This window comes from Chitinophagales bacterium (assembly GCA_017303415.1).
GTDB lineage: Bacteria > Bacteroidota > Bacteroidia > Chitinophagales > Chitinophagaceae > SpSt-398.
In genome coordinates, this window is sequence record JAFLBJ010000001.1 from 561,633 (window position 1) to 587,103 (window position 25,471).

Annotated in this window: 21 protein-coding genes; 6 read left to right on the forward strand and 15 right to left on the reverse strand. The window is 44.2% G+C overall.

Annotated features, from left to right (window positions below):
• The first annotated feature begins 27 nt into the window (after positions 1-27).
• Positions 28-819 (forward strand): GLPGLI family protein, encoded by a 792-nt coding sequence (locus tag J0M30_02430; protein ID MBN8666331.1) that lies wholly within the window; start codon positions 28-30, stop codon positions 817-819.
• A 218-nt stretch (positions 820-1,037) separates the two neighbouring features.
• A complete protein-coding gene (locus tag J0M30_02435) occupies positions 1,038-1,571 on the forward strand; it encodes a hypothetical protein (GenBank protein ID MBN8666332.1) in 534 nt (177 codons plus the stop codon).
• A gap of 7 nt (positions 1,572-1,578) precedes the next feature.
• Here J0M30_02435 and J0M30_02440 read toward each other — a convergent pair whose 3' ends face one another.
• The 4 genes from J0M30_02440 to J0M30_02455 all read right to left on the reverse strand — a co-directional run bounded on the left by J0M30_02440 (position 1,579) and on the right by J0M30_02455 (position 7,012).
• Positions 1,579-2,496 (reverse strand): hypothetical protein, encoded by a 918-nt coding sequence (locus J0M30_02440; GenBank protein MBN8666333.1) that lies wholly within the window; start codon positions 2,494-2,496, stop codon positions 1,579-1,581.
• A 2-nt stretch (positions 2,497-2,498) separates the two neighbouring features.
• On the reverse strand, positions 2,499-3,449 hold the full coding sequence (locus J0M30_02445) for a hypothetical protein (protein ID MBN8666334.1): 951 nt from the start codon (positions 3,447-3,449) through the stop codon (positions 2,499-2,501).
• A 92-nt stretch (positions 3,450-3,541) separates the two neighbouring features.
• Positions 3,542-6,358, reverse strand: a complete 2,817-nt coding sequence (locus J0M30_02450) for an outer membrane beta-barrel protein (GenBank protein ID MBN8666335.1) — start codon at positions 6,356-6,358, stop codon at positions 3,542-3,544.
• Positions 6,359-6,442: 84 nt separating this feature from the next.
• Positions 6,443-7,012 (reverse strand): hypothetical protein, encoded by a 570-nt coding sequence (locus J0M30_02455; GenBank protein MBN8666336.1) that lies wholly within the window; start codon positions 7,010-7,012, stop codon positions 6,443-6,445.
• Positions 7,013-7,122: 110 nt separating this feature from the next.
• Between J0M30_02455 and J0M30_02460 the strand changes: the two genes are divergently transcribed.
• Positions 7,123-7,287, forward strand: a complete 165-nt coding sequence (locus J0M30_02460; GenBank protein MBN8666337.1) for a hypothetical protein — start codon at positions 7,123-7,125, stop codon at positions 7,285-7,287.
• Between the two features lie 89 nt (positions 7,288-7,376).
• On the opposite strand, the gene J0M30_02465 is transcribed toward J0M30_02460, so the two are convergent.
• The 8 genes from J0M30_02465 to J0M30_02500 all read right to left on the reverse strand — a co-directional run bounded on the left by J0M30_02465 (position 7,377) and on the right by J0M30_02500 (position 17,949).
• Positions 7,377-7,712, reverse strand: coding sequence for a DMT family protein (locus tag J0M30_02465; GenBank protein ID MBN8666338.1), 336 nt, complete (start codon positions 7,710-7,712; stop codon positions 7,377-7,379).
• An 86-nt stretch (positions 7,713-7,798) separates the two neighbouring features.
• Positions 7,799-11,560 carry a DEAD/DEAH box helicase family protein gene (locus J0M30_02470; protein ID MBN8666339.1) on the reverse strand — a complete coding sequence of 1,254 codons (3,762 nt, stop codon included), beginning with the start codon at positions 11,558-11,560 and terminating at the stop codon, positions 7,799-7,801.
• 279 nt (positions 11,561-11,839) lie between these two features.
• Complete coding sequence (locus J0M30_02475) at positions 11,840-12,571, reverse strand: 2-phosphosulfolactate phosphatase (protein ID MBN8666340.1); 732 nt, start codon at positions 12,569-12,571, stop codon at positions 11,840-11,842.
• 14 nt (positions 12,572-12,585) lie between these two features.
• Positions 12,586-12,876, reverse strand: a complete 291-nt coding sequence (locus J0M30_02480) for a hypothetical protein (GenBank protein MBN8666341.1) — start codon at positions 12,874-12,876, stop codon at positions 12,586-12,588.
• A 56-nt stretch (positions 12,877-12,932) separates the two neighbouring features.
• On the reverse strand, positions 12,933-14,018 hold the full coding sequence (gene gcvT / locus J0M30_02485; GenBank protein MBN8666342.1) for a glycine cleavage system aminomethyltransferase GcvT: 1,086 nt from the start codon (positions 14,016-14,018) through the stop codon (positions 12,933-12,935).
• 126 nt (positions 14,019-14,144) lie between these two features.
• The gene (locus tag J0M30_02490) at positions 14,145-16,358 is read right to left on the reverse strand and encodes a PspC domain-containing protein (GenBank protein MBN8666343.1); all 2,214 of its coding nucleotides are present in this window, start codon (positions 16,356-16,358) and stop codon (positions 14,145-14,147) included.
• Positions 16,342-16,722, reverse strand: a complete 381-nt coding sequence (locus J0M30_02495; GenBank protein ID MBN8666344.1) for a PadR family transcriptional regulator — start codon at positions 16,720-16,722, stop codon at positions 16,342-16,344. Before J0M30_02495 ends, J0M30_02490 begins: the two co-directional genes overlap by 17 nt.
• Positions 16,723-17,004: 282 nt before the next feature.
• The gene (locus tag J0M30_02500; GenBank protein ID MBN8666345.1) at positions 17,005-17,949 is read right to left on the reverse strand and encodes an isopenicillin N synthase family oxygenase; all 945 of its coding nucleotides are present in this window, start codon (positions 17,947-17,949) and stop codon (positions 17,005-17,007) included.
• Between the two features lie 144 nt (positions 17,950-18,093).
• On the opposite strand from J0M30_02500, the gene J0M30_02505 reads away from it, so the two are divergent.
• The 3 genes from J0M30_02505 (at position 18,094) to J0M30_02515 (ending at position 21,251) form a co-directional block, all read left to right on the forward strand.
• A complete protein-coding gene (locus J0M30_02505; GenBank protein MBN8666346.1) occupies positions 18,094-19,719 on the forward strand; it encodes a hypothetical protein in 1,626 nt (541 codons plus the stop codon).
• Between the two features lie 180 nt (positions 19,720-19,899).
• On the forward strand, positions 19,900-20,241 hold the full coding sequence (locus J0M30_02510) for a hypothetical protein (protein ID MBN8666347.1): 342 nt from the start codon (positions 19,900-19,902) through the stop codon (positions 20,239-20,241).
• A gap of 5 nt (positions 20,242-20,246) precedes the next feature.
• A complete protein-coding gene (locus J0M30_02515; GenBank protein MBN8666348.1) occupies positions 20,247-21,251 on the forward strand; it encodes a DUF4065 domain-containing protein in 1,005 nt (334 codons plus the stop codon).
• A gap of 126 nt (positions 21,252-21,377) precedes the next feature.
• Here J0M30_02515 and J0M30_02520 read toward each other — a convergent pair whose 3' ends face one another.
• The 3 genes from J0M30_02520 to J0M30_02530 form a co-directional block, all read right to left on the reverse strand.
• The gene (locus J0M30_02520; GenBank protein MBN8666349.1) at positions 21,378-21,932 is read right to left on the reverse strand and encodes a biopolymer transporter ExbD; all 555 of its coding nucleotides are present in this window, start codon (positions 21,930-21,932) and stop codon (positions 21,378-21,380) included.
• A 403-nt stretch (positions 21,933-22,335) separates the two neighbouring features.
• The gene (locus tag J0M30_02525) at positions 22,336-23,934 is read right to left on the reverse strand and encodes a TlpA family protein disulfide reductase (GenBank protein ID MBN8666350.1); all 1,599 of its coding nucleotides are present in this window, start codon (positions 23,932-23,934) and stop codon (positions 22,336-22,338) included.
• 151 nt (positions 23,935-24,085) lie between these two features.
• The gene (locus tag J0M30_02530; protein ID MBN8666351.1) at positions 24,086-25,456 is read right to left on the reverse strand and encodes a RagB/SusD family nutrient uptake outer membrane protein; all 1,371 of its coding nucleotides are present in this window, start codon (positions 25,454-25,456) and stop codon (positions 24,086-24,088) included.
• Between the last annotated feature and the right edge of the window lie 15 nt (positions 25,457-25,471).

Below are 25,471 nucleotides of genomic sequence, written 5' to 3' on the forward strand. Positions count from 1 at the left end.
TTAGCTTTGGCACAAATAATAAATCTCATGAAGCGTATTGCACTTTTGCTTGTTCTGACCCTCACGGGTTCCCTGCTTTGGGCCCAGCAAACCCAGGGACGTATTGTTTATGAACGCACCTCCAAGTTGAGGATCCAGATCGGGGGCGATAACCCGGCTTTCTCCAATGCCATACCCCAGGAAAGAAAAGACCGGTTTGAATTGCTTTTTGCCAATAACCAAACCCTGTGGCGGGCCATGCCGGATATGGGGGAAGATGAAATGAGTTTTGGTGGCGAAGGCGCCCAGATACGATTGGTAATGCCCGGCTCGCAGGATATCAGTTTCAGCGATCTGCCAGAAATGAGAAAAGTTGACTACCGTGAGCTGTTTGGAAAAAATTTCCTTGTAGCTGATACCATCAACCGTCTCAATTGGAAGTTGAGTGATGAAACAAAAGAGATACTCGGTCATAAATGCCGCAAAGCCACCAGCAGCCGTACACAGGCAAGTATGCGGATGAATAATGACAATGGGGTGATCACTCGGCAGGAAGTCACGGACACCCTGGAGATCATAGCCTGGTTTGCCACGGATATGCCGGTATTTGCCGGACCGTTGATCTATCAGGGGCAATTGCCCGGGGCTGTACTTGAGGTGACCGAAGGTGACCGTGTCAGCATTGTAGCGGTAGAGATCTCCGATAAGGTAGATACCAAAGAGATAAAAGAACCCAAAGGCGGGAAAAAGATCACCCAGGCAGAATTTGTAAAAGAAAGAGAGAAAATGATGAAGGAAATGCAGGAGAATGGAGGGATGCAATTCCGGATGCGTAACTAGACCAGGATCCTTTGATTATATGGATTACGCGGATTTCGCGAATTACACGAATTTTATGGTATGTTTCTCGCAGCGCTCGCAAGGAAGAAACGGGCGCAGCGGCTGTATTTACATCGAAATTAGTACGGCCGTTGCGTTCTTCTTATTCTTTGCGAGCGCTGCGTAAAACAAAAAAATGGTGCAATTCGCGAAATCCGGGTAATCAAAATCAAAGGACAATGTTCAATCTCTTTAATAAAAAGCAGCCACCAAAATTCCAGGACATCGTCTGGATACACGGGCCGGCAAAGAAATCAGGATTACTTACTTTACTAAAAGATAAACCCGGCGCTGTATTGATCGCCTGGTTCGAAGAAACCCGGGAAGAGTTTTCGCAATTCCTTCAGGCACGTGGCATCGATACTCCCGTTTATCTCTACCGGGAGCTGCACACCTCACAGGCCTCCGGCAAACCGATCTTTCTCCTCGAGCATTATCCCTTAGCGGAAAAGGAAAGAGAATTGTTTCAAAACTTCACCGGACAGGAGATACTAATCCTTAGCGCCCTCGACGAGCCACTTTTCAAACGCTTTGGCGGTGATAAGATCGTCGACATGATGAAAAAGCTGGGTATGGATGAAGCTGAATCCATCTCACATAACCTGATCAGTTCGGCTATTACCAACGCACAGGAAAAGATCGCCAAAAAGATCAGCATCGAACAGTCTGCCCGGTCGGCAGGGGAGTGGCTGGAACGCAATTATCCAGTTTAATGTCCCACTACAATTTTGGATATATTTTTTGTATGTTCTCAATATCCGTTCGAGATAACTTCGAAGCGCCATTAGTTGCGTACCTTCTGTCCTTTACCATACTAGGCAATATTTCATAAATCATGATAGATTCATTATCATAGGCAGAAGCCACACAATTGGTGTAGTGCGGTTTATTGAGAATATTCTTTCGAACCATATCTTTACTCCAGCCGTTGGGGGGTTTCCCATAATAAGAAAACAAAAATTCCTCGTTCCAAGGTATGTCAACATTTGGCGTTTGCTGCTCATGAAATAAACCAATTGCATGCCCAAATTCATGGAGGACATACTTATTATAAAGTTCCTGAGGTGAATTTCTTCTTAATCCCGTTAATTTTAATGAGGGTGTTGCCCATTTTGAGGTATTACCAACACAAGACTCATTAACACCATACATCAAAGAGACAGTAATATCAGGCGTTAACCTATTCTCAAAGTCAAAAACAATTGAACAATATTGTTCCCAGGTTTTTGCTGTTTCTTTTATTCTACTAATTACTACAGGATCAGGATTAGGGTCAATAAATTTGACGGCCAAAGTGTCCTTCTCCCACCAAAATTGCTTGCATGTATACAAATTCTGGGAAATAGCTTCTTCTGGTGTATATACCTGATAGGAATTCGAAGTATCATATTTGCCATCAGGCAATTTCACATACTGTATTCTCTCTACCACATATGGGGGAAGGGATAAAACTTCCGTACATATGACCTGTCCAAGAATAGGGTCAAGGCCGGGAAGTGAGTCGCTTGAGATATAATCTTCAACTACAGAATCGGCCTCGCGCACATAAACAGTATCAGCCAGCTCATCAGATATTTCGGCAGCATCATTACATGAAAATAACACTAAGGAAAGTGTGATAAATATCAAATATTTCATAGCTATTCAGGTTTTACAATAAGGCCACATAGAAAAACACCCTCCACCTTTGGTGCCATAGTAGTACTTACAAAAAAGCCAATCATTTCATTTATTGGCAATATGGCGCCTATCTCAAGAGAGAACATTGTTCCTTTTCTATTATTAAATATCTTTTCATATCTACCGGGGTCAAATGCGTAAAAACTGCCTTCAACTGAAATATTTAGGCTCCCCTTTTTAGTAAAATTCAAGCCTTCAAACTGATAGCCAAAGGATGATTTAAACTGACTTAAGTTGACCGTAATGCTGTCTACGCCAATATTTTGATAGGTATTTAGCCTATAGTTAGCAGTATAATATACACTTGAGCTAGTTCGGACCTTAGCGTCTTTCTCATCTTTCCTTGTTATGAAGTGTTGTCCATAAATACCAACGCTCAATCCAGACACTGACAATGTCAGCTTTTGGAGACTGGTTTCTTTTTCTTCTTTTGAAGAATTGGATATAAAATCCGAAACATTTCCAATTACACCGAAATCAAAATTTTCGAATTTCGTTTCTGCCATATTCAGTCTTACCTTAGCTGCTCCTATAAAATCATTCTCGTCGTCGCTAAAACCATCAAAATTATATCCAATTTTTGCACCTATCCAAGTACTATTAGGAGCTAACGGAGCGTTTTTTGCATCGGATATTGGATCCAAGGCCTCAGCAAAAATGCTTGCTACATTCTGTGCAGATAAAATGATTTCTTTGGGATGGAAGGCTGGGTGAAAAATGATGATCTTGTCGTTCTCGCTAGCATCAATTAAAAAATCTCCGTTCGCGTCAGACTTTACACACTTGTTTTGGGTCACATTGCAAATATCCGCGCCGGAAACGGCGACTTTATTTTGGGAACTTTGAATTTTCCCTCTCATTTGAGCATTGGTTACCCCCGATAAGAGGATAAATAGAATAAGGAGTCTCATTGGTCTCAGTTTTAGCTAATATAAATCAATACTAACTAATACCAATACACTAAAACAAAAAAATCAGGGTTACCGCATCTAAGTGTTTTTACTTACCTCCTGATCACCCGCATATTCATCCCCGGGCCGCCGGGAGGGTTCGCCCCCATCTTGTTCAGGCTGTAGGTAAAACTCAGCATAAAGAACCGGCGGAGTATCGTATTGCTGACATCCTCAATATAGTTGGCATTGGTATTCCGCTGGATGCCCTGGTTCTTGTTCAACAGGTCATGAACACTCAGCTTGAGCTCGCCACGGTTAAACTTGAGGAACTGCTTGCTGATGGCCGCATTCCACATGGGGACCTTGATATTGAAACCCTCCGCCCGCTGGGTATTGACCCGGTATTCAAAATCAGTGGATAAATAGAAATTCTTGGGCAACTCCCAGCCAATATTACCACCCCATTCGCGGGTGACATAGTTATTGTTCAAATTGGACTGTAGAGAATAAGTAGCCCGGCTCAGGGTGATCCCGGCAAATACCGAGAGGTCCACTTTATTCTTGATCACTTTGGTGATCTCCACGCGGGGATCGATACTGGTATTCCGGATCTCATTCTTCGCTCCATTGCTGTACTGAAATCCACGGCTGTATTGTACCCCGGCATCCAGGTTCAGATTGGCCTTCATGAACTTCAGGGGTAAACCGACATGAAAATTACTGTTGAGGTTATATACCCCGTCCACATTCACATAGGTGGTGGTATCCACCCCGAGGGAATCACGCTGGTTTACATTTACGATCTTATTGGCCGTGGTGGTAAAGTTGACAAAGGCAAAAAGGTTTTTATTCTTGAACGGGTTCACACCGGTATAAGATAGCTGTATGCTATGGGCAAACTCCTGCTCCAGATTGGGGTTACCCAATTTAATGCTCAACTGATTGCTTACATCAGGCACGGGTTGTAACTGGGAAGCCGTAGGCTGGGTGGTGAATGTGCGGTAGTTGAGTGACAGGTTTTTAAAACGGCTAAACTGATACTTGAACTGGGCATTGGGCAACCAGTTGTGAAAATCCTGACGGATCACCGAATCCTTGGTCCCGCTGATGATGGTACCCTCCAGCGCGGCCTTCTGCCAGCTCAATCCATAGGCATAGCTGAATTTCCTTTTCTGGGTCCGTACCCGGAATCCAGCTACCGTAGTATTGTAAATGTTCTCGTAATTATTGGTCAACAGATCATTGAGCTGATCATACTTGTCCGTGCCCTTATTGTAATCATAGGTCACTTTGTCGGATACAGAACGGGTATGACTATTAGAGGCACTCAACTCCAGCAGTGAGCTCTTCCCTAATGGCTCGGTGTACACGGCCTTGGCAGTATATCCCTTCTGGTCATTGGTCAGGTCGCTACGCTGGCGCACACTATCCGTACGGAAGAGATTGGATGTTTTATAAAAATTATTGACCGACTCAAGATCACTCTCGCCTGTGTTCTCATTGAGTTTTGAATTCAAACTCAGGGAAAGCGTACGACCGCGTTTTGAAAAGCGGTGACGGTAAATGATGTCATTGGTAAAATTATACCCCCTTGCCGAAGCAATATAATCGGTCCAGCTGTCATTGGTCCGGGCGAGTTGCTCCGTTAATGTTTCAGACTGTCCCTGGGACCGCGTGGAGGATTTCTGATAGCTGAAATTCGGGGTGATCTTGATGGAGTTGTTGGAATCGATAAAATAGTCCACCACAAAATTCACACGGTGGTTCTCGTTCAAAACATCCGATTTTCCAAAGGAATTATAGTAGTTGGTAGAATCGGGTAAAATGTATTGCCGGGCGGTCCGCGATTCGGTCAACGGGTTGAAGCGGTTGTAGAAATAATTCCCATTCAGTTTGGTCTTCTTCCCTATGATATTATTGTAATTCACCCCGCCTGCGTTGGTCGTATTGATGCTATTATCTCCTCCAAGACCAAACAGGTTGGCCGATGGGTCGCTGGAACTGATATTGATGTTAATATTCCCGCCACTGCTGGATACATTCCCAAGTCCACCGGAAAAATTCAGGATATCCATAAAAGAGAACCCTTCGGCATTGTCATTGTTCGACATGCCGATAACGGATAATTGGCGCGCGCCTTTAAAAGCATTTACATTGAACCTTCCTTCGTACCGGCCTTCGGTACCTCCACCAACCATGGCCTTACCAAAAGCGCCCTTTTTCTTGTCCTCTTTTAATTTCAGGTTGATGGTCTTTTCATAGTTGCCGTCATCAAAACCCGTTAACTCGGCCGCGTCACTTTTTTTGTCATATACCTGTACTTTATCCACTGCATCGGCGGGCAGGTTCTTGGTCGCGATCTTTGGGTCATTGCCAAAAAACTCTTTGCCATCCACCAGTATTTTCTTCACCTCTTCCCCTTGCGCCTTTACCGTTCCATCGCTCTCCACCTGTACCCCGGGTAATTTCTTGAGCAGGTCCTCGACCACCGCATTGGGTTTGGTTTTAAAGGATCCGGCATTGTACTGGATCGTATCCCCCACGATCGTCACTGGCGGGGCCTCGGCCATAATGACCACTTCCTCCAACACCTTCGTTTTATCATTCAATACCACATTCCCCATGTCTACCAGGTTCACGGAATCGGACAGGATGAAATACTTATTCCCGTTATGATATCCCACATGGGTGATAAGGAGCCGGTAATCTCCCTTCTCGATCCCGGAAAGGGAAAAAGCCCCATTGTTTCCGGTCATGGTAAATGTAACCAGGGAGGAGTCGATCCGCTTCATCACAGTAATGGTAGCACCAGCCACCGGCTTCTGGGTCAGGGTATCAAATACCACCCCCTTGACCGTTCCGGTTTTTTGGGCTGCCACAAACAAGATGGAAAATACAAATACAGAGAGGAGTAAAGCTTTTTTCATAACCGGGTTTTGATTCCGGCTACGAAAATATTCTTACCCCACCGAATGGGAGGTTAACCCGGGTTGCATTAATGTTAATGAAGGTTAATTCTCGATCACCGGCCCTCTTTCATCGTCCAATCGCTCCTTGTCATACAGAATGACGCGGATACCCCATTCCAGCATATCGGCTTCAAGAAGGATCTCGAGTTTGAGGTTCTTGAGTGCCCTGTCCTTGCTATCGGGGGTGAGAATGATGCTGTGAAAACGCAGCGACTCGGTAGGCTCTTTGTAGGTGCCCACCAGATGAAAGGTTTTATCTCCCAGTGTGACCACGGTTTGCTGGGCTTGTTGAAAAAGTTCTTTATAGGTTTTTACCGCACTTGAAAAATCCTCGGATACCGGCATGCGTGCCTGCCAGGAATAAACCGTCTTGCTCTTGGCACTGTACTTTGTAATGGTACACTGCTCGGCGCCGGCAATACATATTTTAGAACCAAACTCCTCCGATTGAGGGTTGGAGGTCAGCGGTTCGCCCAGGTATTTGGGAAACTGATTGGAATAATCGACAATGACCTTGGAAAGACTGGCCGAGACGGCTTCGGGCTGAGAATAGGCTACGGAAAGGGATAAAATCCCGAAAACAAAGAGAGAAATTGCTTTAGTTTTTGTCATAAGGTTGAAATTTAACGGGTTACGCGTTAGCTAATATCCTATTTTTTAACGTTATCCACATAATTTTTTTTTGTTCCCGGCGTTTTATTCTTCTATAAATCCAATTTATTATGAAAAACAGGATGATCCATCATGCTCATGAAGAAGCGCGTATATACAAACGCAACTATCAACCTTCACTTAATGTTTTCCGGGTTATTAAAGTGGTTTTGGGAATCTTCCTGTCAGGACAATCTCCTGCAGCCCATGCTTATGATTACCGGAAGAAGAAATAGTAGCTTACTAACTCCCCGATAACTAAAGGCCGTTCCGTGGTGGAGCGGCTTTTTTATTTCACCAAAGAGCTATAAAATGGTGACAGCTTTTATTTTTTAAAAGCAAAATACACCGCCAATAATAAAAACGCGAAGCTAAAAAGATAATTCATTTTGAAGGGCTCTTTCAATACCCATACCGCGAACCCGGTAAACACAATGAGCGTGATCACTTCCTGAATGATCTTGAGATGAAATGCAGAAAGTCCGGCATTATTATATCCCAGCCGGTTGGCCGGAACCATCAGCATGTATTCAAACAAAGCAATGAACCAACTGAGTAAAATGGCTTTCCAAAGTGGCCACCCCTTTTCTTTAAGGTGGTAGTACCAGGCAAAGGTCATGAAGATGTTGGAAAGAAGAAGGAGAAAAATGGTTCTAAGCATCGAAATTGATTTTACCTCACGGGCGCAAAGTTGCCATGTTTCGTCATTTCTTTGCGCCATCGCGCCATGGCGGTATAATACAAAGTTTAACTAAACAAATACTCCACATCTTCCCTCGACAAGGACTTGACAAACGACGAATCATCCGCGATCAATTCCTTCGCCAGGGCCCTTTTCTTCTCCTGAAGCTGAATGATCTTGTCCTCGATCGTATCCTTACAGATCATGCGGTACGCAAAGATGTTTTTGGTCTGCCCGATACGATGCGTCCGGTCAATGGCCTGTTGCTCCACAGCAGGGTTCCACCAGGGATCAACAATGTACACATAGTCAGCAGCCGTCAGGTTCAAACCCACACCCCCGGCTTTGAGGGAGATCAGGAAGACCCTGACCTTATCATCATTCTGGAAGCTTTGAATGGCTTTCTCCCGGTCGGGGGCCGATGTGCTTCCATCAAAATATTCGTACGTAATACCCAGGTGCTTCAACCGGTCCTTGATCAGCGCGAGCATACCCAGGAACTGGGAGAACACGAGCGCCTTGTGGTTTCCGATATTCTCGGTGATCTCACGCGCGAGTTCATCGAGCTTGATAGAATGGTTCTCAAACTTATCCTCTTCATTGAGGATAGCGGGAGAATCACAGATCTGCCGGAGTTTCATCAACCCTTGCAGGATGGTCAACTGTGACTTCTGAATACCCTGTGTCTCGATCGTGCCCAGGATCTGGTTGCGGTAATCATTGCGATAGGCATCATAGATCCGTCTCTGCTCGTCCTCCATCTCACAATACAGGATCATTTCCTGTTTCTCAGGCAGGTCACGCGCCACCTGCTCCTTGGTGCGACGCAGGATAAAAGGATACAATATCTTCCGCAAATGATCCTTCCGGTCCTCTTCCCCAAATTTGTCAATGGGAATGGCAAATTCCTGACGGAAGAACTCCATTGTACCGAGCATACCTGGGTTGAGGAAGTTCATTTGCGCATATATATCAAAAGTGTTGTTCTGTAAAGGCGTACCACTCATGCAGAGCCTGTTCTTGGCTTTGAGCAGCGAAGCGGCCCTGGTTACTTTACTCGCGGGGTTCTTGATGGCCTGTGACTCATCGAGTACGAGGTAATCAAAATCAATGGTCACCAGTAATTTGATATCACTCCGTAACGTACCATAGGTCGTAATGATCACATCATAATTCTCAATGGCTTCTTTCTCTCTGGATCTGGCTCCGCCATGATGGATATGATAGGTCAGATCAGAGGTGAATTTCCTGATCTCATTCTCCCAGTTATAGATCAATGTAGTGGGACATACCACCAGCGCCCTCAGTTTACCTTTGCTGTCTTTAAAATGCTGGATAAAGGAAAGCGCCTGTACCGTTTTACCCAAACCCATGTCATCGGCCAGGATACCACCCCAGTTTACTTCACTGAGATAATTGAGCCATTGATAGCCAGCTACCTGGTAAGGGCGAAGGATGCTCTTTAATCTTTCCGGAGGTTCTATCTCCTTAATGGTATGGCCTTCTTTGAGGTTCTCGTATTTCTCTTCGAGTTGAAGTACCAGCTCGCCTTCATCGCGACTGTCATACAATTCATCCACCACACTCATGTGGTACTTGGATAATTTAAGCTGGTCGGTTTTACCTTCTCCAATTCGGAAGAGCAGGGAATATTTTTTCAACCACTCCTCGGGCAGAATACCCAGGGTGCCGTCGTTCAGTTGTACAAATTGCTGTTTATTGGCCAGGGCACGTTTAACCTCGGATACACTTACCTTCTGGTCACCAAAGAGAATGTCCACTTTGGCATCAAACCAATCGGTATGACTGCTGATAAAGATCTTGGTCGATGGGCGTGCGGTGTTAAACCGGAAATTCTTCAATGCATCAAACCCAAATACCTCGATCTTCATGTCCTTCATGGCATCCACAAAAAGAAAGAACCAGTTGTTCTTTAATACATCGGTGCCTTTTAGCGCCAGCGACCCGGCATCGGATTGGTAAATAAAATTGCTGTGCAGGTTCTGTAACTGTTGAATGAACTTATGCTCCGCGTCACGGTTACGCCGCACGATCATCACTTTATCATTCACCGGTACCACCACTTCATTTCTATCCCGGGCCTTGGTCTCATACCCTTTATAGGTAAATGTGGGTTGAAATACGAGGTAATCCCCTTTTTCTACAAGGAATAAACGTGTTTCGGGTTCGCCTTCCTTGACCTCGGTAACAAGCGTGGATTTGAATTCCACCTTATAATCCCGCGTCAGTGGCAGGATAAACCCGTGGAGTTGTTTTTCCCATTCGGCATTGGGAATATTGTACTGCCCATTGGGAAGAAAGCGCTCGGCCATTTCCATCGCCTCGGTATTCTTCCAAAGACTGATCTGATTATTGTATAAAAAGAAGAATGGGACCTTGGTTTCGTTATCCCCCAATTTATAAAACAAACCACCGGCGCGTAACACACAATCCACTTGATAGGATTTTCCATTTTTGTTTACCTCAAAGGCTGGTGACAATGGATCATTGGAGGCTTGCACGGGCTCCAGGTTGGCTGTCTTAAAGGCTTTTCCTTTGGGAAGCATAAAGAACAAAGGTTGCCCTTCATGCTCTACCATTAGTTTCTTTAGTTTGGGATGCAGGTATTCACGGATCAGCGCCTTGGTCTCATCGGCCAGGTCCTCATCCTCCTGTTGAATGATATTTTCCCAGATTCCGGAGAAAGGTGAGTTCCGGCTTATGTATTTATTGATCTCGGTATCCTGCAATTTGCGCAGCATGGCAAATAATTGCTGGTCATACTCCGACAGGTCATTTACCTCGACATATTTGGTAAGATCGAGTTTTTCTACTTTATCGGTCAGGGAAATGGATTCATCATCCGCTTCGCCCCGAATCACATCCACCGAAAAATAGGGGTAGTTCTTTTTATTTAAATTAAAAACAACACCCAAGCGTTTGGAGGGGCCTTGTACCACCACAGGTTTCTCCGGTTCGGGGGCGGTTTCTTCCTGTACAGGTACGGGACGTGGCGCCGGTGCCGCAGGAACGGCATTTACCCGCTTGATCGTGGGGTCAAGTAAACGCAGAAAGGGTTTGCCTTCTTTATAGGTGAACTCAAATTTTCCTTCCAGGTCATCCTCAAGAGAATAACCATAAAGTTCAAGCAGTTTGTTCTTTTCCTTATCCCAGTTACGGATGCTGTCAAAATAATGCGCGCCATGACCGGATAACAATTGCAAAAAGACGATCACTTTGGGTAAACAAAGCGGATGATCTTCATCCACATATTCACAACTGGTATCAAAATTCTTTTCCTCGTTCTTTCTGATCACCACTTTATAATCCTTGCCTTCCAGGGTGACAGTGGCTTTTACCATCTCATCCTTGGCATAATCGATCGTGGCCTTATTCGTGCGTAAATAGGTTTCGGCGGTGTTCAGTGTTTCCTGTGAGCAGAGCAACCGGATGGTTTTCATCTCAATCGTCTTCATCTTTACCACGGTATGCCGTTGATCGTATACCGAGCCCCCTGTTTTCAGGAGGTTCTTGTCGATCATCTCCTGTAAAGAAAAAAGCGAAGCCGCCTCGTGGCGGCAGATATCCCCCAGGTTATAAGGGCAGGCGCAACGCAGCGATACATGCTGCGCATCGTTTATCTTTTGAATATATACTTTGTAGTAAGTAGCATAGGTATCATCTTTCACCCGGAACACGGCCGAGCCAAAGAGATCGTCATACTCTACTAATTCCACAAAACCTACCGCATGGATCTTCTTGCCGCGACGTATCACTTCATCAGTTCCATGGGTGTACACATACTTAATCAGATGGGGTAAGGCCATAGGGATAAATTCCTAATATCAATGCACAGTTTCAAAAATGGACAATCTGCAAAAGTAAAGGAATAGAATCCGGATTTCCTCTCTTAAATGAAAGAAAATATTTATTCGTGAGAATTAAAAAATAGCGGGGAAAATGGTGTACCTTTGCGGATTTTTTTTGCGCCCCCTTTGTGTTTCCTTCGTGTTCTTTGTGCTCCCTTCGTGTCCTTCGTGACCTCCTACGCCAGTCTTGCGTAAGAGGTCACAAAGGACACAAAGAAGGCACGAAGGACACGAAGTTTAGGAGTGTACTACGAGCTTTCCATCTTTATACACCGGTAATACATCCGCTCCACCCGGTGTCAGACAATACTTAATATCTTTCTCCAGCCCGAAGTTCATTAACCGATGATAATGCGATGCATCATTCTTCTTCATAAACCCAAACAAGTCCTTCTTCGCACGTGCATAGGTAGATTGCGCCAGGTGCGATGAATCACAATTGATGCTAAAATTCTTTCCGATCGCTTCGATCACTGCGCCGGCAAATAACATATCCTCCATATTCACCCGGTCCTTCCAGGCCGCGCAACCAAGAATCACATTCTGTTTACGTTCACCGAGGTAATTACAAACAGATTGCAGATTGGGAAAAGAACCCGTGATGATCTCCTGAGCGCCTTTTTCCAGGGCCATGTGAAGTAAGCGTGTCCCATTGGTGGTGGTTAATACAAGCGTCCTTCCTCCAATGAAATCACGGGGATATTCAAACGGTGAATTGCCATATTCCAATCCCTCGGCAATTTGTCCATCCCGTTCACCGGCAGTGATCCCTTCGATCTGTCTACCGATCTCGATACAACGACTTACCGAATCCACAGGGATCACGGATTTAGCGCCATTGTATAAGGCCGTAGCGATGGTAGAGGTAGCACGCAGCACATCAATGATCACCACAATGCTGTTGGTAACATCGTATAAATGGAGCAGGGCAGGGGATAGAGCAGTATATAAGGTGGGTTTTTTCTCCATGGTAGTTCGGTGGTTCAGTCCCTGGTTTCCGCCTGTCTCCGGATCTTTTGATTCCTTTCTTCGAGTTGGCGGGTCAGGTGCTTGTAAAGATAAATCCTGTCCCAGATCTTTCCGAGTACCCCATAGGGTGCCTCGTAGTCGAAATAATCGATCAGGATGGTCCCGTTATCACAGGGTTTCAGAAAGCGTTCATGTTTCATCTGGTATTTGGCGGTCCATTCCCGGGGCACATCGATCCCTTTGCTAATGGTATAAACCCTTTGCTCGGGGGCAGCGATAAATGTGGTTAAATGAATCCGGGGCATATTCTGTGGTTAGAACCGGTTTGGCTTGTCAAAAATCATTCCCAATTACCCAAATATCAGGCAAAGGGTAGTTTCACCACCCGGGCGCTTAAAAGTTTGTCCCTTACCGCTACAAATACCTCCGATCCGGGGGCAGCATGTGCACTTGCCACATAACCCAGGCCAATGGCCTTTTGCAGGGAGGGAGATTGGGTACCCGAGGTCACATGCCCGATCTCCTGGCCATTCGCGTCCTTGATCAGGTATCCATGACGGGGAATGCCTTTGTCGATCATTTCAAAACCAACCAGCTTTCGGGACACACCCTCCTGTTTCTGTTTTTCAAAAGCGGGACGGGAAGTAAAATCCTTGGTGAATTTGGTGATCCAACCCAGACCAGCTTCGAGGGGACTGGTAGTATCATCAATATCGTTTCCATATAAACAATACCCCATTTCAAGACGCAGGGTATCGCGGGCACCGAGGCCAATGGGTTTAATGCCGGATGCCTTACCGGCTTCAAAGATGGCCTCCCAGATAATATTGGCGGCATTGTCCTTGTCTTCAAAATAGATCTCTACTCCACCTGCACCGGTATATCCTGTTGCGCTCACCAGTACATTTTCCACCCCGGCAAACTTCCCTTTTACAAACGTGTAGTACTTCAGGTTCATGATGTCCATCTCCGTCAGCGGTTGCAGGATACGTGTGGCATTGGGACCTTGTATCGCAAGCAGACAGGTCTTATCAGAGATATTATGCATCTCCACCCCTTCAGTATTAAAACGGCTGATCCAGTTCCAGTCTTTTTCAATATTGCTGGCATTCACCACCAGCATGTACACTTTATTTTCTTCCACACAATACACGATCAGGTCATCCACGATCCCGCCTTCTTCATTGGGAAGGCAACTGTATTGCGCTTTACCGGCCGTAAGTTTGGACGCATCATTGGTGGTCACCCGCTGAATGAGGTCAAGTGCTTTTGGGCCTTTCAAAATAAACTCCCCCATATGGCTAACATCAAACACCCCGGCATTTTTGCGCACGGCGGCATGCTCGTCATTGATGCCGGAATAACTGATGGGCATATTGTATCCGGCAAAGGGGGCCATCTTCGCGCCAAGGGCTATGTGTTTGTCCGTAAAGGGAGTATTTTTCATCCGGCAAAATTAAGTGATTATCTGTGTCCTCACGTTCTCCGCTGTGAACAAAAAAAGCTCTCCCGAAAACGGGAAAGCTTTGAGATTGCCATCTACTCACGCAGATGGTTCCAACTTCAACCGAGTTTAATCGATAAACCTGGCCAGGGAAAATACCGGAGAGAGAGAACTGCCACCCAATCCCACGTCATTGTTGTTGTCCATTCTTTCGGGCTTTGTTGTCTTCGATTGATTCAGGCTGTCCTTTTTACGTTGCTCCTCAATTTGACGGAGTTCCTCTTCCAGTTTTTTCTTCTCCTGTGCTTTTTCCTCTTCCAACACTCTCATTTCTTCTTTTATTCTTTTTTCTCTGTCTGCTGCATCATCTCCATCCCAGCGATAACCATCGCGGGATTTGACTTCTTCCTTGGGCATATTGGGGTTAAATAAGATCCCGTCCTCACCCATGGTATAGTCTGTATTTGTTCTCCAGCGGAAATCGGTATCGCGTACATATACACCCCGGCGGTTCCAGTTGCGGCGACGACCGTAGTTATCATGAAATTCGATCTCCACGCTGTTCAATTTTTCGGTAATGGTTTCATCAAAGCGTATCTTCTTGCCCACGGGTACCTGTATCTCCACCACTACGTGCTGTCCACGGTACTTGCTTTCTTTGCCTACGGAGAAACCATTGCCCAGGTCAAGGAAATTATCGGTATAGGTCATTTCATAACCGATACGGCTGGCGCGGCTGCGGGCATCCTGGTTATCGCTGCCAAAGGCATTCTTCCACAATATCACATGATAGGCACTGTCCTTGCTGCGGCTTACTTCAATGTTTACCCAGCTCAGGGTCAAACTGTCTTCGGAGATATCCCAACCGGTGCGGTCATCATTCATCCATCCATATCCACCCTGAAAATTCAGTTCAGGTGCAGTTACCCCTACGGTCAGTTTACCAGTAGTAGGTTGTGCAATGGCCATGTCTTTGCTGCCTTCTTCAAAGTAGCGGAAATCACGGGTTATCGAAGCGGCCAGCCAGATCACACATACCCAACCCAAGGTCCACAAGGCACCAAAGGTCCAGCCCATATAACCACTACCCGAGCGGATCTTCATGATGCGACGTACCAGCCAGGTGATAAAACCTACCAGGGGAACGATCAGGAAGAAGATCACCGTACCCCAGGCCAGCATCTTCTGCCAATCACTGGTGAACAGGAAATTATTAAAAGGCCACCAGGCAACACCACTAAATAAGAGGGCGAGCAGGGCTACAAACAATCCAAAGGCAATGGAACCGGCGATGAAGAAGAAGAAAGCTTTAAAGATCACACCGATCACATGGCCAAAACCTATACCGGCATTACCGGCTGCCTGGCCAAACTCTCGGGCAAATTGTTTGCCTCTTTCCTTACTGTATCCACCTACCTTGCTGCTGAATTCATTCGCGGCGGTCTTTAACTCTTCGCCAAATTCACGCGCTTTGTCCTGAACATTTTGTTTGATCCGGTTCACGTCAATTCGTTCACCACGCATTTCCATTTTCTGGTATTCGGTATTTGCTTCAGGCAATACGATCCAGAGAATGATATAGGCCAGTACAAAGGTTCCGGTCAGGGAGCCAAAGGCGATATCGGGGAAGAAGGAACCATTGTTCCAGAAGGGGATGCTGATAATGGTCAGCACCACCTTCAGAATGATCGGTGCGGCAAAGATCAAACGGATGATCTTGACGTCTTTATTAAAATAAGCGCCCAATCCACCGGCTACACCACCCAGTATACGGTCATCCGGGTTACGGTACAATCTTTTACCACCATATTGACCCAGGCCTTGCTCGGGCAATACGATCCAGAGGATGATATAGGCGAGGATACCAAAACCGAATCCGCCAAAAGTGACGATGGCAAATAAAAGCCGTACGATGGAAGGATCCACATCCAAATAGTTGGCGATACCCGAGCATACCCCACCGATCACCCGGTCATTGGTATTGCGGTACAGGCGGCGTTTTGCATGGATCCGGTCAAACACCGAAGCGGTGCTGGCTTGTTCTTTGCCGGCATTTTTTTGTTTTTCGTCCTCATCCAGGTCGGCGTCAAAATCTTCGGGACGGCCCATGGAAGCAGCGATCTCATCAATATCCGCATCGGTAATGGCATGAGCACCCTTGCGGATCTTCTCATTCATCAGCTCGGCAATACGGCTTTCAATATCATTGATGATCTCATCCTTTCCTTCCTCCTTGGAAAAATACCGGCGGAGGCTTTCAATATAAGCCTGCAACTTTTCATAAGCTGAATCCTCGATCGGGATCACCCGGCCGCTCAGGTTTATATTAATTATCTTTTTCATCTTGCTGCGTTTTTTGGTTGAAGTCTTGTTGTTGGTTGGTTGGACTGGTCAGGGCATTTACTCCATTGGATAGCTCCATCCAGGTTTGTTCGAGTTCCTTGTAGAAAGCCTCACCTTTCTCCGTTAAGGAAAAGTATTTGCGGGGAGGACCCGAATTACTTTCCACCCAGCGGTAGGTCAGCATATCGGCATTCTTTAGGCGGGTAAGCAAGGGGTAGAGCGTTCCTTCCAGGATACTCATATTGGCCGCCCGCATCTCCTCCACGATATCACTGGGGTAGGCCTCCCCACGGCGTATCACGGAGAGAATGCAGAATTCCAATATCCCTTTCCGCATCTGGCTCTGTGTGTTCTCAATATTCATGGCGCTTCATTTATCTTTTATCGTCTTTATTTCGCATTGACAAGTCAAAGATAGGGTGATATTTGGTACTATGCAAAACAAAGTACCAAGTTTTTTTTAGTATTGTAGAAAATATTTATACTTAATTATTGATTATTAAGTATTTACGATTTACGTAAAATGATAAGTGGTGTGAAATAAGGATAAAATGCCAATGGCTTGTTTCTCGCGGCGCTCGCCAAGGGTATGCGGGCGCAGCGGCTCTCCTTACTTTGCGTACGCTGCGGGAAACCACAAAATGCATTACTTCTTCAGCCCTATCTCCCGCAGACGCTCATCCAGGTATTCCCCTGCCGTGGCATCCGGATAGGCCTTGGGGTGAGTGGCATCAATACAACTCTCGAGGCAGGCCAGGCTCATTTGGCTCTTGGGGTGTAAAAAGAAAGGAATTGAATAACGTGAGGTACCCCATAGTTCACGGGGTGGGTTCACCACGCGGTGGGTGGTGGAGCGGAGTTTATTATTGGTAAGACGTTGCAGCATATCCCCCACATTCACCACGATCTGTTCGGGGAGAGAGGTTACGCCCACCCATTCATTCTGTTTGGTGAGGATCTGCAATCCATCGGCGGATGCACCTACCAGTAAGGTAATAAGGTTGATGTCTTCATGTTGTTCCGCGCGGATTGACGATTTAGGTTCATTCAAAATCGGAGGATAGTGAATAGCGCGGAGAATGGAATTGCCATTGTGAATGGGATCATCAAAATAATGTTCATCCAATCCCAGGTAAAGGGCAATGGCCTGCAGCAGCGAGCGACCTGATTTTTCAAAAGCACGATAGGCATTATTAAACGTAGGTGTAAATGGTGCCACTTCATGGATCACCACATTATCCGGGTATTCGCTTTTAATGGGATCGCCATCATCCACCATTTGTCCATGCTGATAGAATTCTTTCAGGTCCGGGGCCGTACTGCCCTTGGCATGTTCACGCCCAAAGGAGGTATAGCCACGCTGACCGGCCAGCTCGGGAATTTCGTAGCGTTTCTTTGTTTCCAGTGGTTGGGCAAAGAAAGCCTGTACATATTTATACATATCCGCGATCAGGTCGTCGGAGATGCCGTGATTCTTAACGGCCACAAAACCTACTTCTTCATAGGCCTTGCCCAGTTCGTTGACGAATTTTAGTTTGCGGGCGGGATCACCACTGAGGAATTCGGCGAGGTCAACTACGGGAATGGTCATATGGCAGTTTTTGGTGAAAAGATTTATAAATGTAAGAAAGACCCGGAAAATATCAGACTTTTGGTTCGCCCTCTGTGCCTCTGTGTCTCTGTGGTTAAAATTTAAAACCACAGAGACACAGAGGCACAGAGAAAATGAATGTGATTGAAAAAAGTAATTTCTATACTGGAAAACAAATGGGTTAGCGCTTTTTGTCTGATTGCTGCCATTGCTAACCGGACGATCAATATCCTCTTTGTCTCCTACGCCGGGCGCGACAAAATGATCGGCGTAATGCAAAGCAAGAGTTTCCTGGAAGGCAAGAGTTTTGTCATTCCCCAATACTTCTTCACCGCGCCAGATCAGGTGGTGTATGATGCCACGCCCTACTGGCCTCCCGGTTATCCCCTGTTTCTTTCGCCGTTTTTGAAATTGTTTTCCTTTGATATCTATCAGGCCACCACAGCATTTGACTGGGTCTTTGCGATTATCCTGATCTTTTTGATCCGGAAACTGCTGCGCGTACTTGATTTTAATAACGCCGCCATCACTATCGGCACTTTGATCGCCGGTTGTTTTGAATATACCTTTATCAGTGAATCATTACCCACCGATCTGCCCGCGCTGGTGTTCCTGGTAGCGGCGTTTATTTTAGTGATACGATCATTAAAGAATACCGCGTCACGCCCCGGGTATTGGGTGCTGGCCGGATTGTTTCTTTTCCTGCCCAATCTCTTTCGCTATGCCTATCCCGCTATCACCATTGGTGTACCCGCCGGTATCCTGTTATTGGGATTTATGAACAAGGACAAGGCCGTGCGTATAAGAGGCTGGGTCATGCTATCCACCGCGCTCGCCTGTATGGCCCTGTTCTTTTTGTACATGAAATACTCCACGGGTATGAGCAATTATGCCCTGCCCACCGAGCGGGGGATATTTCCGGGTAATCTTTTGCATTGGCATCCATCTGCACCCGCGTCCTTTATCAATATTGCTTTTCTCAGCAGTCAGGTCATTCTGCGTTTGGGTATTTCCCTCTCCATATTACTGAGTGTGTTAGAATGGGTCAATATACTGGTCTGGGCCCTGCTGGCCGGCTGGCTGGCCTGGTTATTCTTTTTACAAAACTATTTCCGGACCATGGATCCCTGGAAATGGTTTGTCTGGCTTGGCGCCATCAGTGTGGGCGGTATCCTTTTCTCGCTGGGCTATCTTTCCCTTACTTATAAAATGCAGCAGGGTTTTGTGGGTGGGTGGAATTATATCTACGAATCACGCTATTACGCGTTTGTTTTCCTTTTTCTCCAGTTCCTTTTTCTTAAAGGTTTATTGCAGGGTAAAGGCTGGCAACGTTGGCCGGTTATAGCGGCCGGATTACTCCTCTTTATCGAGATCGGGCATAATATCTATTTCCATACCAAGGTAGCCCTGCGTTTCAATGAGTACAAGCAAGCCGTGTACCGTGAGCAGGATTACAATCTGTTTGGAAAATTGCTCGATGAATTGAAACGTTCCGACACCGGCGCCGATATCATCGTTACCTCCTACAAGGATAACTATTACCCCTACACGGCCATCTATCACGGGCACAAGGGGTTTATGGATGCGAGGTCCCTGCTGCAATCTATGCCTGTGGTGAAGAAGAAAACGATATTGGTGTTGGTGTTGTATTCAGAAGATGTCCCTGCTTTTCAGACTGTCTTAGCGAGAAAGAATGTGAGGGAGTGGGGGAGGTTTGAGTACACGCGTTTCTATATTGTTGATTTGGGTGGTGGGGATGACACGAATTGAACGAATTATATTCTTACACGGATTGCGCTGATTTCCACCCCGGCTTGTGTTTTCCGGTAATTTTCAACTTTTTCGTGTATTTTTTAACATAAATTGCCCCTTTTTCAACTTTTTCGTGCTATTTTTGCTTTGCTAAACCACCCAAAACCATGAGTACCAGATATTCAAAATCCTATTTAAATGGATGCCAGACTCACTGCTTTTTTAGAGGCCTTCAAGGTCAAACTTGGTATATGGGGTATAGTCTATCGCGATGACCGTGGTAAAAATGCACAAACACTCCTTGATCTGGATATAAGTACGAAAGAACGCAGAAAGATCCTTGAAAACCTACTGGTCGAAGATTTTATCGAAGGGCCGCTCACGGATAAGTTGAACAATGGAGCGGATATGTGGGTTTTTGGCAAAAATATCAAAGGGAAAGAGGTGTATATTAAAATAACCCTTGGGTCGGCAAATTCTACTGTAATCTGTATATCCTTTCATATAGCCGAAAGACCACTGAATTTTCCTAAAAAATAAACTGTATGAAAAGTCCCTTCACAGGTGGTGAGGTTGTACTGGTCCGCGAGTCACGCGAACTGGAGTATCGTAAAGAACGATTCCAGGTGCAATATCATTTTTATAAATGTGTTGACACAGGAGATTCATTTACAACCGATGAATTAGACAATATCAATATTATTCAGGTACATAATAGATACCGGGAAAAATACCGGATTCCCTTTGTGGATGAAGTGAGGCATATCCGCGAACAATATGATCTTACGGCGGTAAAGATGAGTGAGGTATTGGGGCTGGGCATAAATATGTATCGCAATTATGAATCCGGAGAGATGCCAACGCTTGCCCACGGCCATTTGCTTTCCATTGCAGCAGATCCTGTTCAGTTTGAGCAACTATTCGAAAAAAGGCGATCCGGTTTTACTGATTCAGAATATGAGCGTGTTAAAAAAAAATTAGCTCGGGTAAAAACCAATCCTGCATTTATCAACGACCTACAGGTTCAACATGTATTCAAAATAGTGCCCCCTTGTATTTTTAATGGTTACAGGTCGCTTGTCTGGGAGAAATTAGGAAATATGGTTCGGTATTTTGCTGGTGAGAATACACCATTTATCACCGGCATGAATAAATACTTGTTCTTTGCTGATTTTCTTCATTATAAACTTCATGGAACAGGTATTAGCGGATTATGTTACAGAGCCTTGCAAAGAGGTCCTGTACCAGAAAACTATGGCATGATCTACAACTACCTTGTGAATGGTCAGTATGTTGCTGTGGAAGAGGTAGATTTCGGCAACTATGCAGGTGAAAGGCTTATACCTGTCGAATCAGCTATGCATGACTCCATCCAAAAGCACTTTACATTGAGCGAATGGAGCGTTTTACAACAAGTTGCCGCCCGGCTTAAGCACCTCTCTACTAAAAAGATCGTAGATATCAGTCATAACGAAAAAGCCTGGCTGGAAAACTACAAGGAACTCAAGCAGATTAGTTTCGATTATGGTTTTGAGTTGTGCTCATTTTAATATCCAAAAGAATAAAACTGAATTGTCCTGGTTTTACCTTAGCCAGGTGGACTTTATTTTTTATTAGAGTCTAACCCTACAAGGTTACGGCCAGCCCGTGGGAGAATAATTGGCAGAAGGGAATACCTAATTACTCAAAAATGACAATTCCTCTCCCGAAGGTTTCACCACGGCGTATTTAGAAACGCCATTGATCAGCATTTCATCCAGCATATCCACCATGTTTTTATAGCTCGCGTGGGGGCCGGCTTTAATAATTACCACCATTCCCTTTCTCCCCTCCGGGTATTTGCCCGACTCGTCAATGGCCTTTTGTTTATCACGAATCACCTGACCGATCCCTTTTTGAGGGTGATAGTTGCTCGAGAAGACCTCCCCATTTGCCAGTGCTGTTTCCGGCATACCGTGGTAATAATGAATCACATTCTTTCCATCCAGCAAAATGGTCAGGGTCAGTCCTTCCCCGGTTGTGTTGGGGGTAATGGTTTTGTCCTGGTCATTCGGCAAAAACAGTTTCAGTGCCTGGGGCTCCCCCAACCGTGTAGTAAAAATGAAAAAGGTGATCAGCAAAAACCCCAGGTCAACCATGGGGGTCATATCAATCCGAAGATGGGTTTTCTTTTGATGCGAAAACCCGGGCCGGCGTGTGGAGGAGGGGGTGGTTTCGGGGATAGCAGCCATAAGGGTTTATAAATAAGATACAATTGGGGCTGTTTTCCATAGATCAATCACAATTACCGGGTGGATCCACAAATCATTATACGATGTATTTCAATTGAACCATTTTGTCATTTCCCTTGCTCCGCAGGAGCACCATACTTGTACCCCGGGATAAGAGGAAATTTCTGCGCTCTGTAAGAGCGCTACAGCATACCTCCGCGCCTCTGTGTCTCTGTGGTTTCTTTACACCCCCGTAACCCTATCCTCAGTTCCTACACTGAGCTTTGAAAAGTTCCGACTTTCTAGAAACTGGTTTGACCGTAGCCTAGTGGACTATACTTGTAAGAGTCTGATAGTACAAGGCTACGGCCAGCAAGGAACATTCTAAGGACAGCAGGGGGATCCTTCGGAAGACCTGCGACAGTCATTTACGAACACCCGCGCCAGATGGCTCTATCGTTTCTTTTATCAATTTAATTAATGCTTCTCCACTATCTTTCCTAGGATCAGGAGCTCTTGCAGTTACTAATTTCCCTTCTTTATCAAGTAGAACCAAGGTTGGGTATGCACGAACATCATAGTGTTTGATAACTGGATGATAAATCCCCAAATCATCTGTATACAAAAATATTGATTCAGGAATTGAAGAAGATAAACTTCCTTTTAACCTCCATAGGAATCTTTTGTCTATCGAAATTGATACAAAAACTATTGAAGTATCACCTTCAAATTGTTTCTCAACTTTTGTTAATTCTGGAACTAACTCGATACATCCAAAACAATTTGTAAACATGAAATCGATAAGGACTGCTTTCCCTTTAAACTGACTCATACTAACAAGATTACCTAAGGTGTCTGGTAATAAAAATTGAAACCCATTCATTCCTTTAGTAAGGTTCTGCTTATATAAATTAATTTCTCTTTTTAGCCCATGAGTAAAAGTATTCGATGTGTCCGATTTTGAAATATAATCTTGTATAGCTAACTCCACTTCATAAGATAGACCTTCGTAGTCAACTAACGCATGCCAAAGATATCGAGCTAAAATTCTTTGCTTTACTACTGAATTTGGTAAATATTTCACCAAGGCATCATAATGCACTTTTTTGAAACTTTGAGTTTCCGGATATTCAAAATCATTATCCATTGCATATTGAAGAAACGCCTGCCTTTTTAACATATTTGTATACGAAACATAAACATATGATAAGGTCGGATCACCTGGATTAATAAGTCTGTTTAATTGTGCAATTCTATCTCTATATAGCTTTTTTACTTTTGATTTACTGATATCCATTCCCGACTTAGTTAACAAACCTGGCAAAATAGTCTCAGAAATATCAGGTACTAATATGGGTATATATTCTGCCTTTATTAAGGTTATAGACGTTTTAGTAAGCTTTTGTCTATAAATTTCAATAGTTTTGAGAACCATATTAATAACAGAATCAGACAATTGTAAAGCTCGCTCTATTCTATCGCTATCAGAGATATTTAAAAATTCAATGGATTGAAACATTCTAGTGTTCTTGATAATATCTTGAACACACCAAATCTTTTCAACGCCTTTTCCGGAAAAAAACACCTCATTAATAAAGTTAGAAGAAAATTTAAGCCCAGAAGCTGTTCTCGTAAAATCAATAAATATGCTATCTCCGGGTTCAATTAATATTTGTCCAGAGGCATATCTGGTAGAGAAAGAATTAAAGGCGACAAAATTGGCGACTGGTTTTCGATTTATCTCAATATAAATAGGATGATCAACTTGTAGCTCAAATTTAAAGTACCCATTTTCAGCGCTGGCAATTAATTCAGGTAAATTCCATAATTGACGTTCATCATAAAAAATACTAAAGTCCCTTCTACCGAGAGAAACCTTTTTAATGGTATCATTGACAAATCCGCAAATTATTGTTCTACTAGAAACTCGCTGAATAACTCTATTTTTGGTATTAAACTTTCGTGCTTGCACACTAAAATTCATCACTACAACTAAGTAAAAAAGTACACTACTAAATTTCATACAGTCCTAATAATGACCGGACAAACTACAGGTATCAGCATATAGCGAACCGGTTATTTTAAAAAATTGTTTTTGTGAGAACTGCGCACACACTCGGCGACTAACCCGGGCAAAATAACAAATTACAATTATAAACATAATAGCAAAGCATTTACCACCCAGGATTCTGTTGCATACCAGTCATCTGTATAATGTCATCCGGAATCGGGAAAGTATATTTATAGCTATTAGGATCTAATGTGAATGTGTCGCCTTGAACAGTACGTGTTATGGTTATTTGAAATCTAGGGTCTCTGTTCAACCTCCGCAAATCTGACCAACGGAGGCCTCTCAACATCAATTCCTTCTTCCTTTCAGCTAAAATTTTTCTTAGAGCATCATCAGCATTAACAGCGGAAAATGTCGGAAAAGGAACTGTATTTCTCCACCTTTTCACCATTAGCGCATTCAAATCATTCATTGCTTCAGTAACCTTATCATTACGTGCATAACATTCAGCCCTTATAAGAAATAACTCATCTACGGCTAGCCCTCCAAAAGCCAGGATTTCACCTTCGTAAGTTCCTTTAAAACTTACAGTATTATCTGAGTTTTTTTGAAAATATATTACACGCCTTAAATCATCCATATCATATAAGCCATACCAAGAAGTGTCAATTAGCATATCCAATGTCCACACACTTGCTGCATTAATTAATGAGCTATGAAATAATACTTCTGAATTAAACCTACTAATAGGATTTCCCGAATTGCTATCTAAAGAATTAAAATCAATTAAAGTGTTATACAAATTTAATGCTTCATTGGCATATTGGCCGGCTTTTACATAATCCTCCATACTCAAAAAAACTCTTGCTAACATGGCATGTACTGAAGGTCTATTAGCTCTAGTTTTAAATGCAGAATTAACAGGCAATAAATCTTTAGCTTCTATTAAGTCATTAATTATTTGCTCATAAGTTTCTTTTACAGAAGTGCGAAAAGAGGGAACATTGATATCCGATGTTAATCTTATAGAAATTCCTAAATCTTCCTGAGCTGTTAGTTCAATATATGCAGGAGCAAACACTTGGGAAAGTTCAAAGAAGGTCTTACCCCTAAGAAACAACGCTTGACCTTTAACATTATTCCATATTTGCTGTTCGCTCGTTGAACTTATAGCTATTTTTTCTAACTGTTCGAGGACTATATTACAATAAAATATTTTTTTATAGGAAAAATTCCAGTCCCCCACGGAGTTGTAAGGATAAATATTTGACCATGTGTAAGCATTTTTTTCTACTCCTCCTAAACTACCGGAATAAACTACATCAGGTAAATAATGACCATCGGAAGCAGATTCATGCATAAATGGACAAAAATTATTCATTACATCAGTAGAATTATCAAGGAGTGCCTGAAGATCAGCCAAAGTATATGGTAAAGCCAACGACTGATTTAGTTTTTCATCTAACCATTCTTTTTTTCCACAACTGTAAAAACCCAGTATAATTATCAATATTCTTAAAAACAGGCGTATCATACTAAATAGTTTTAT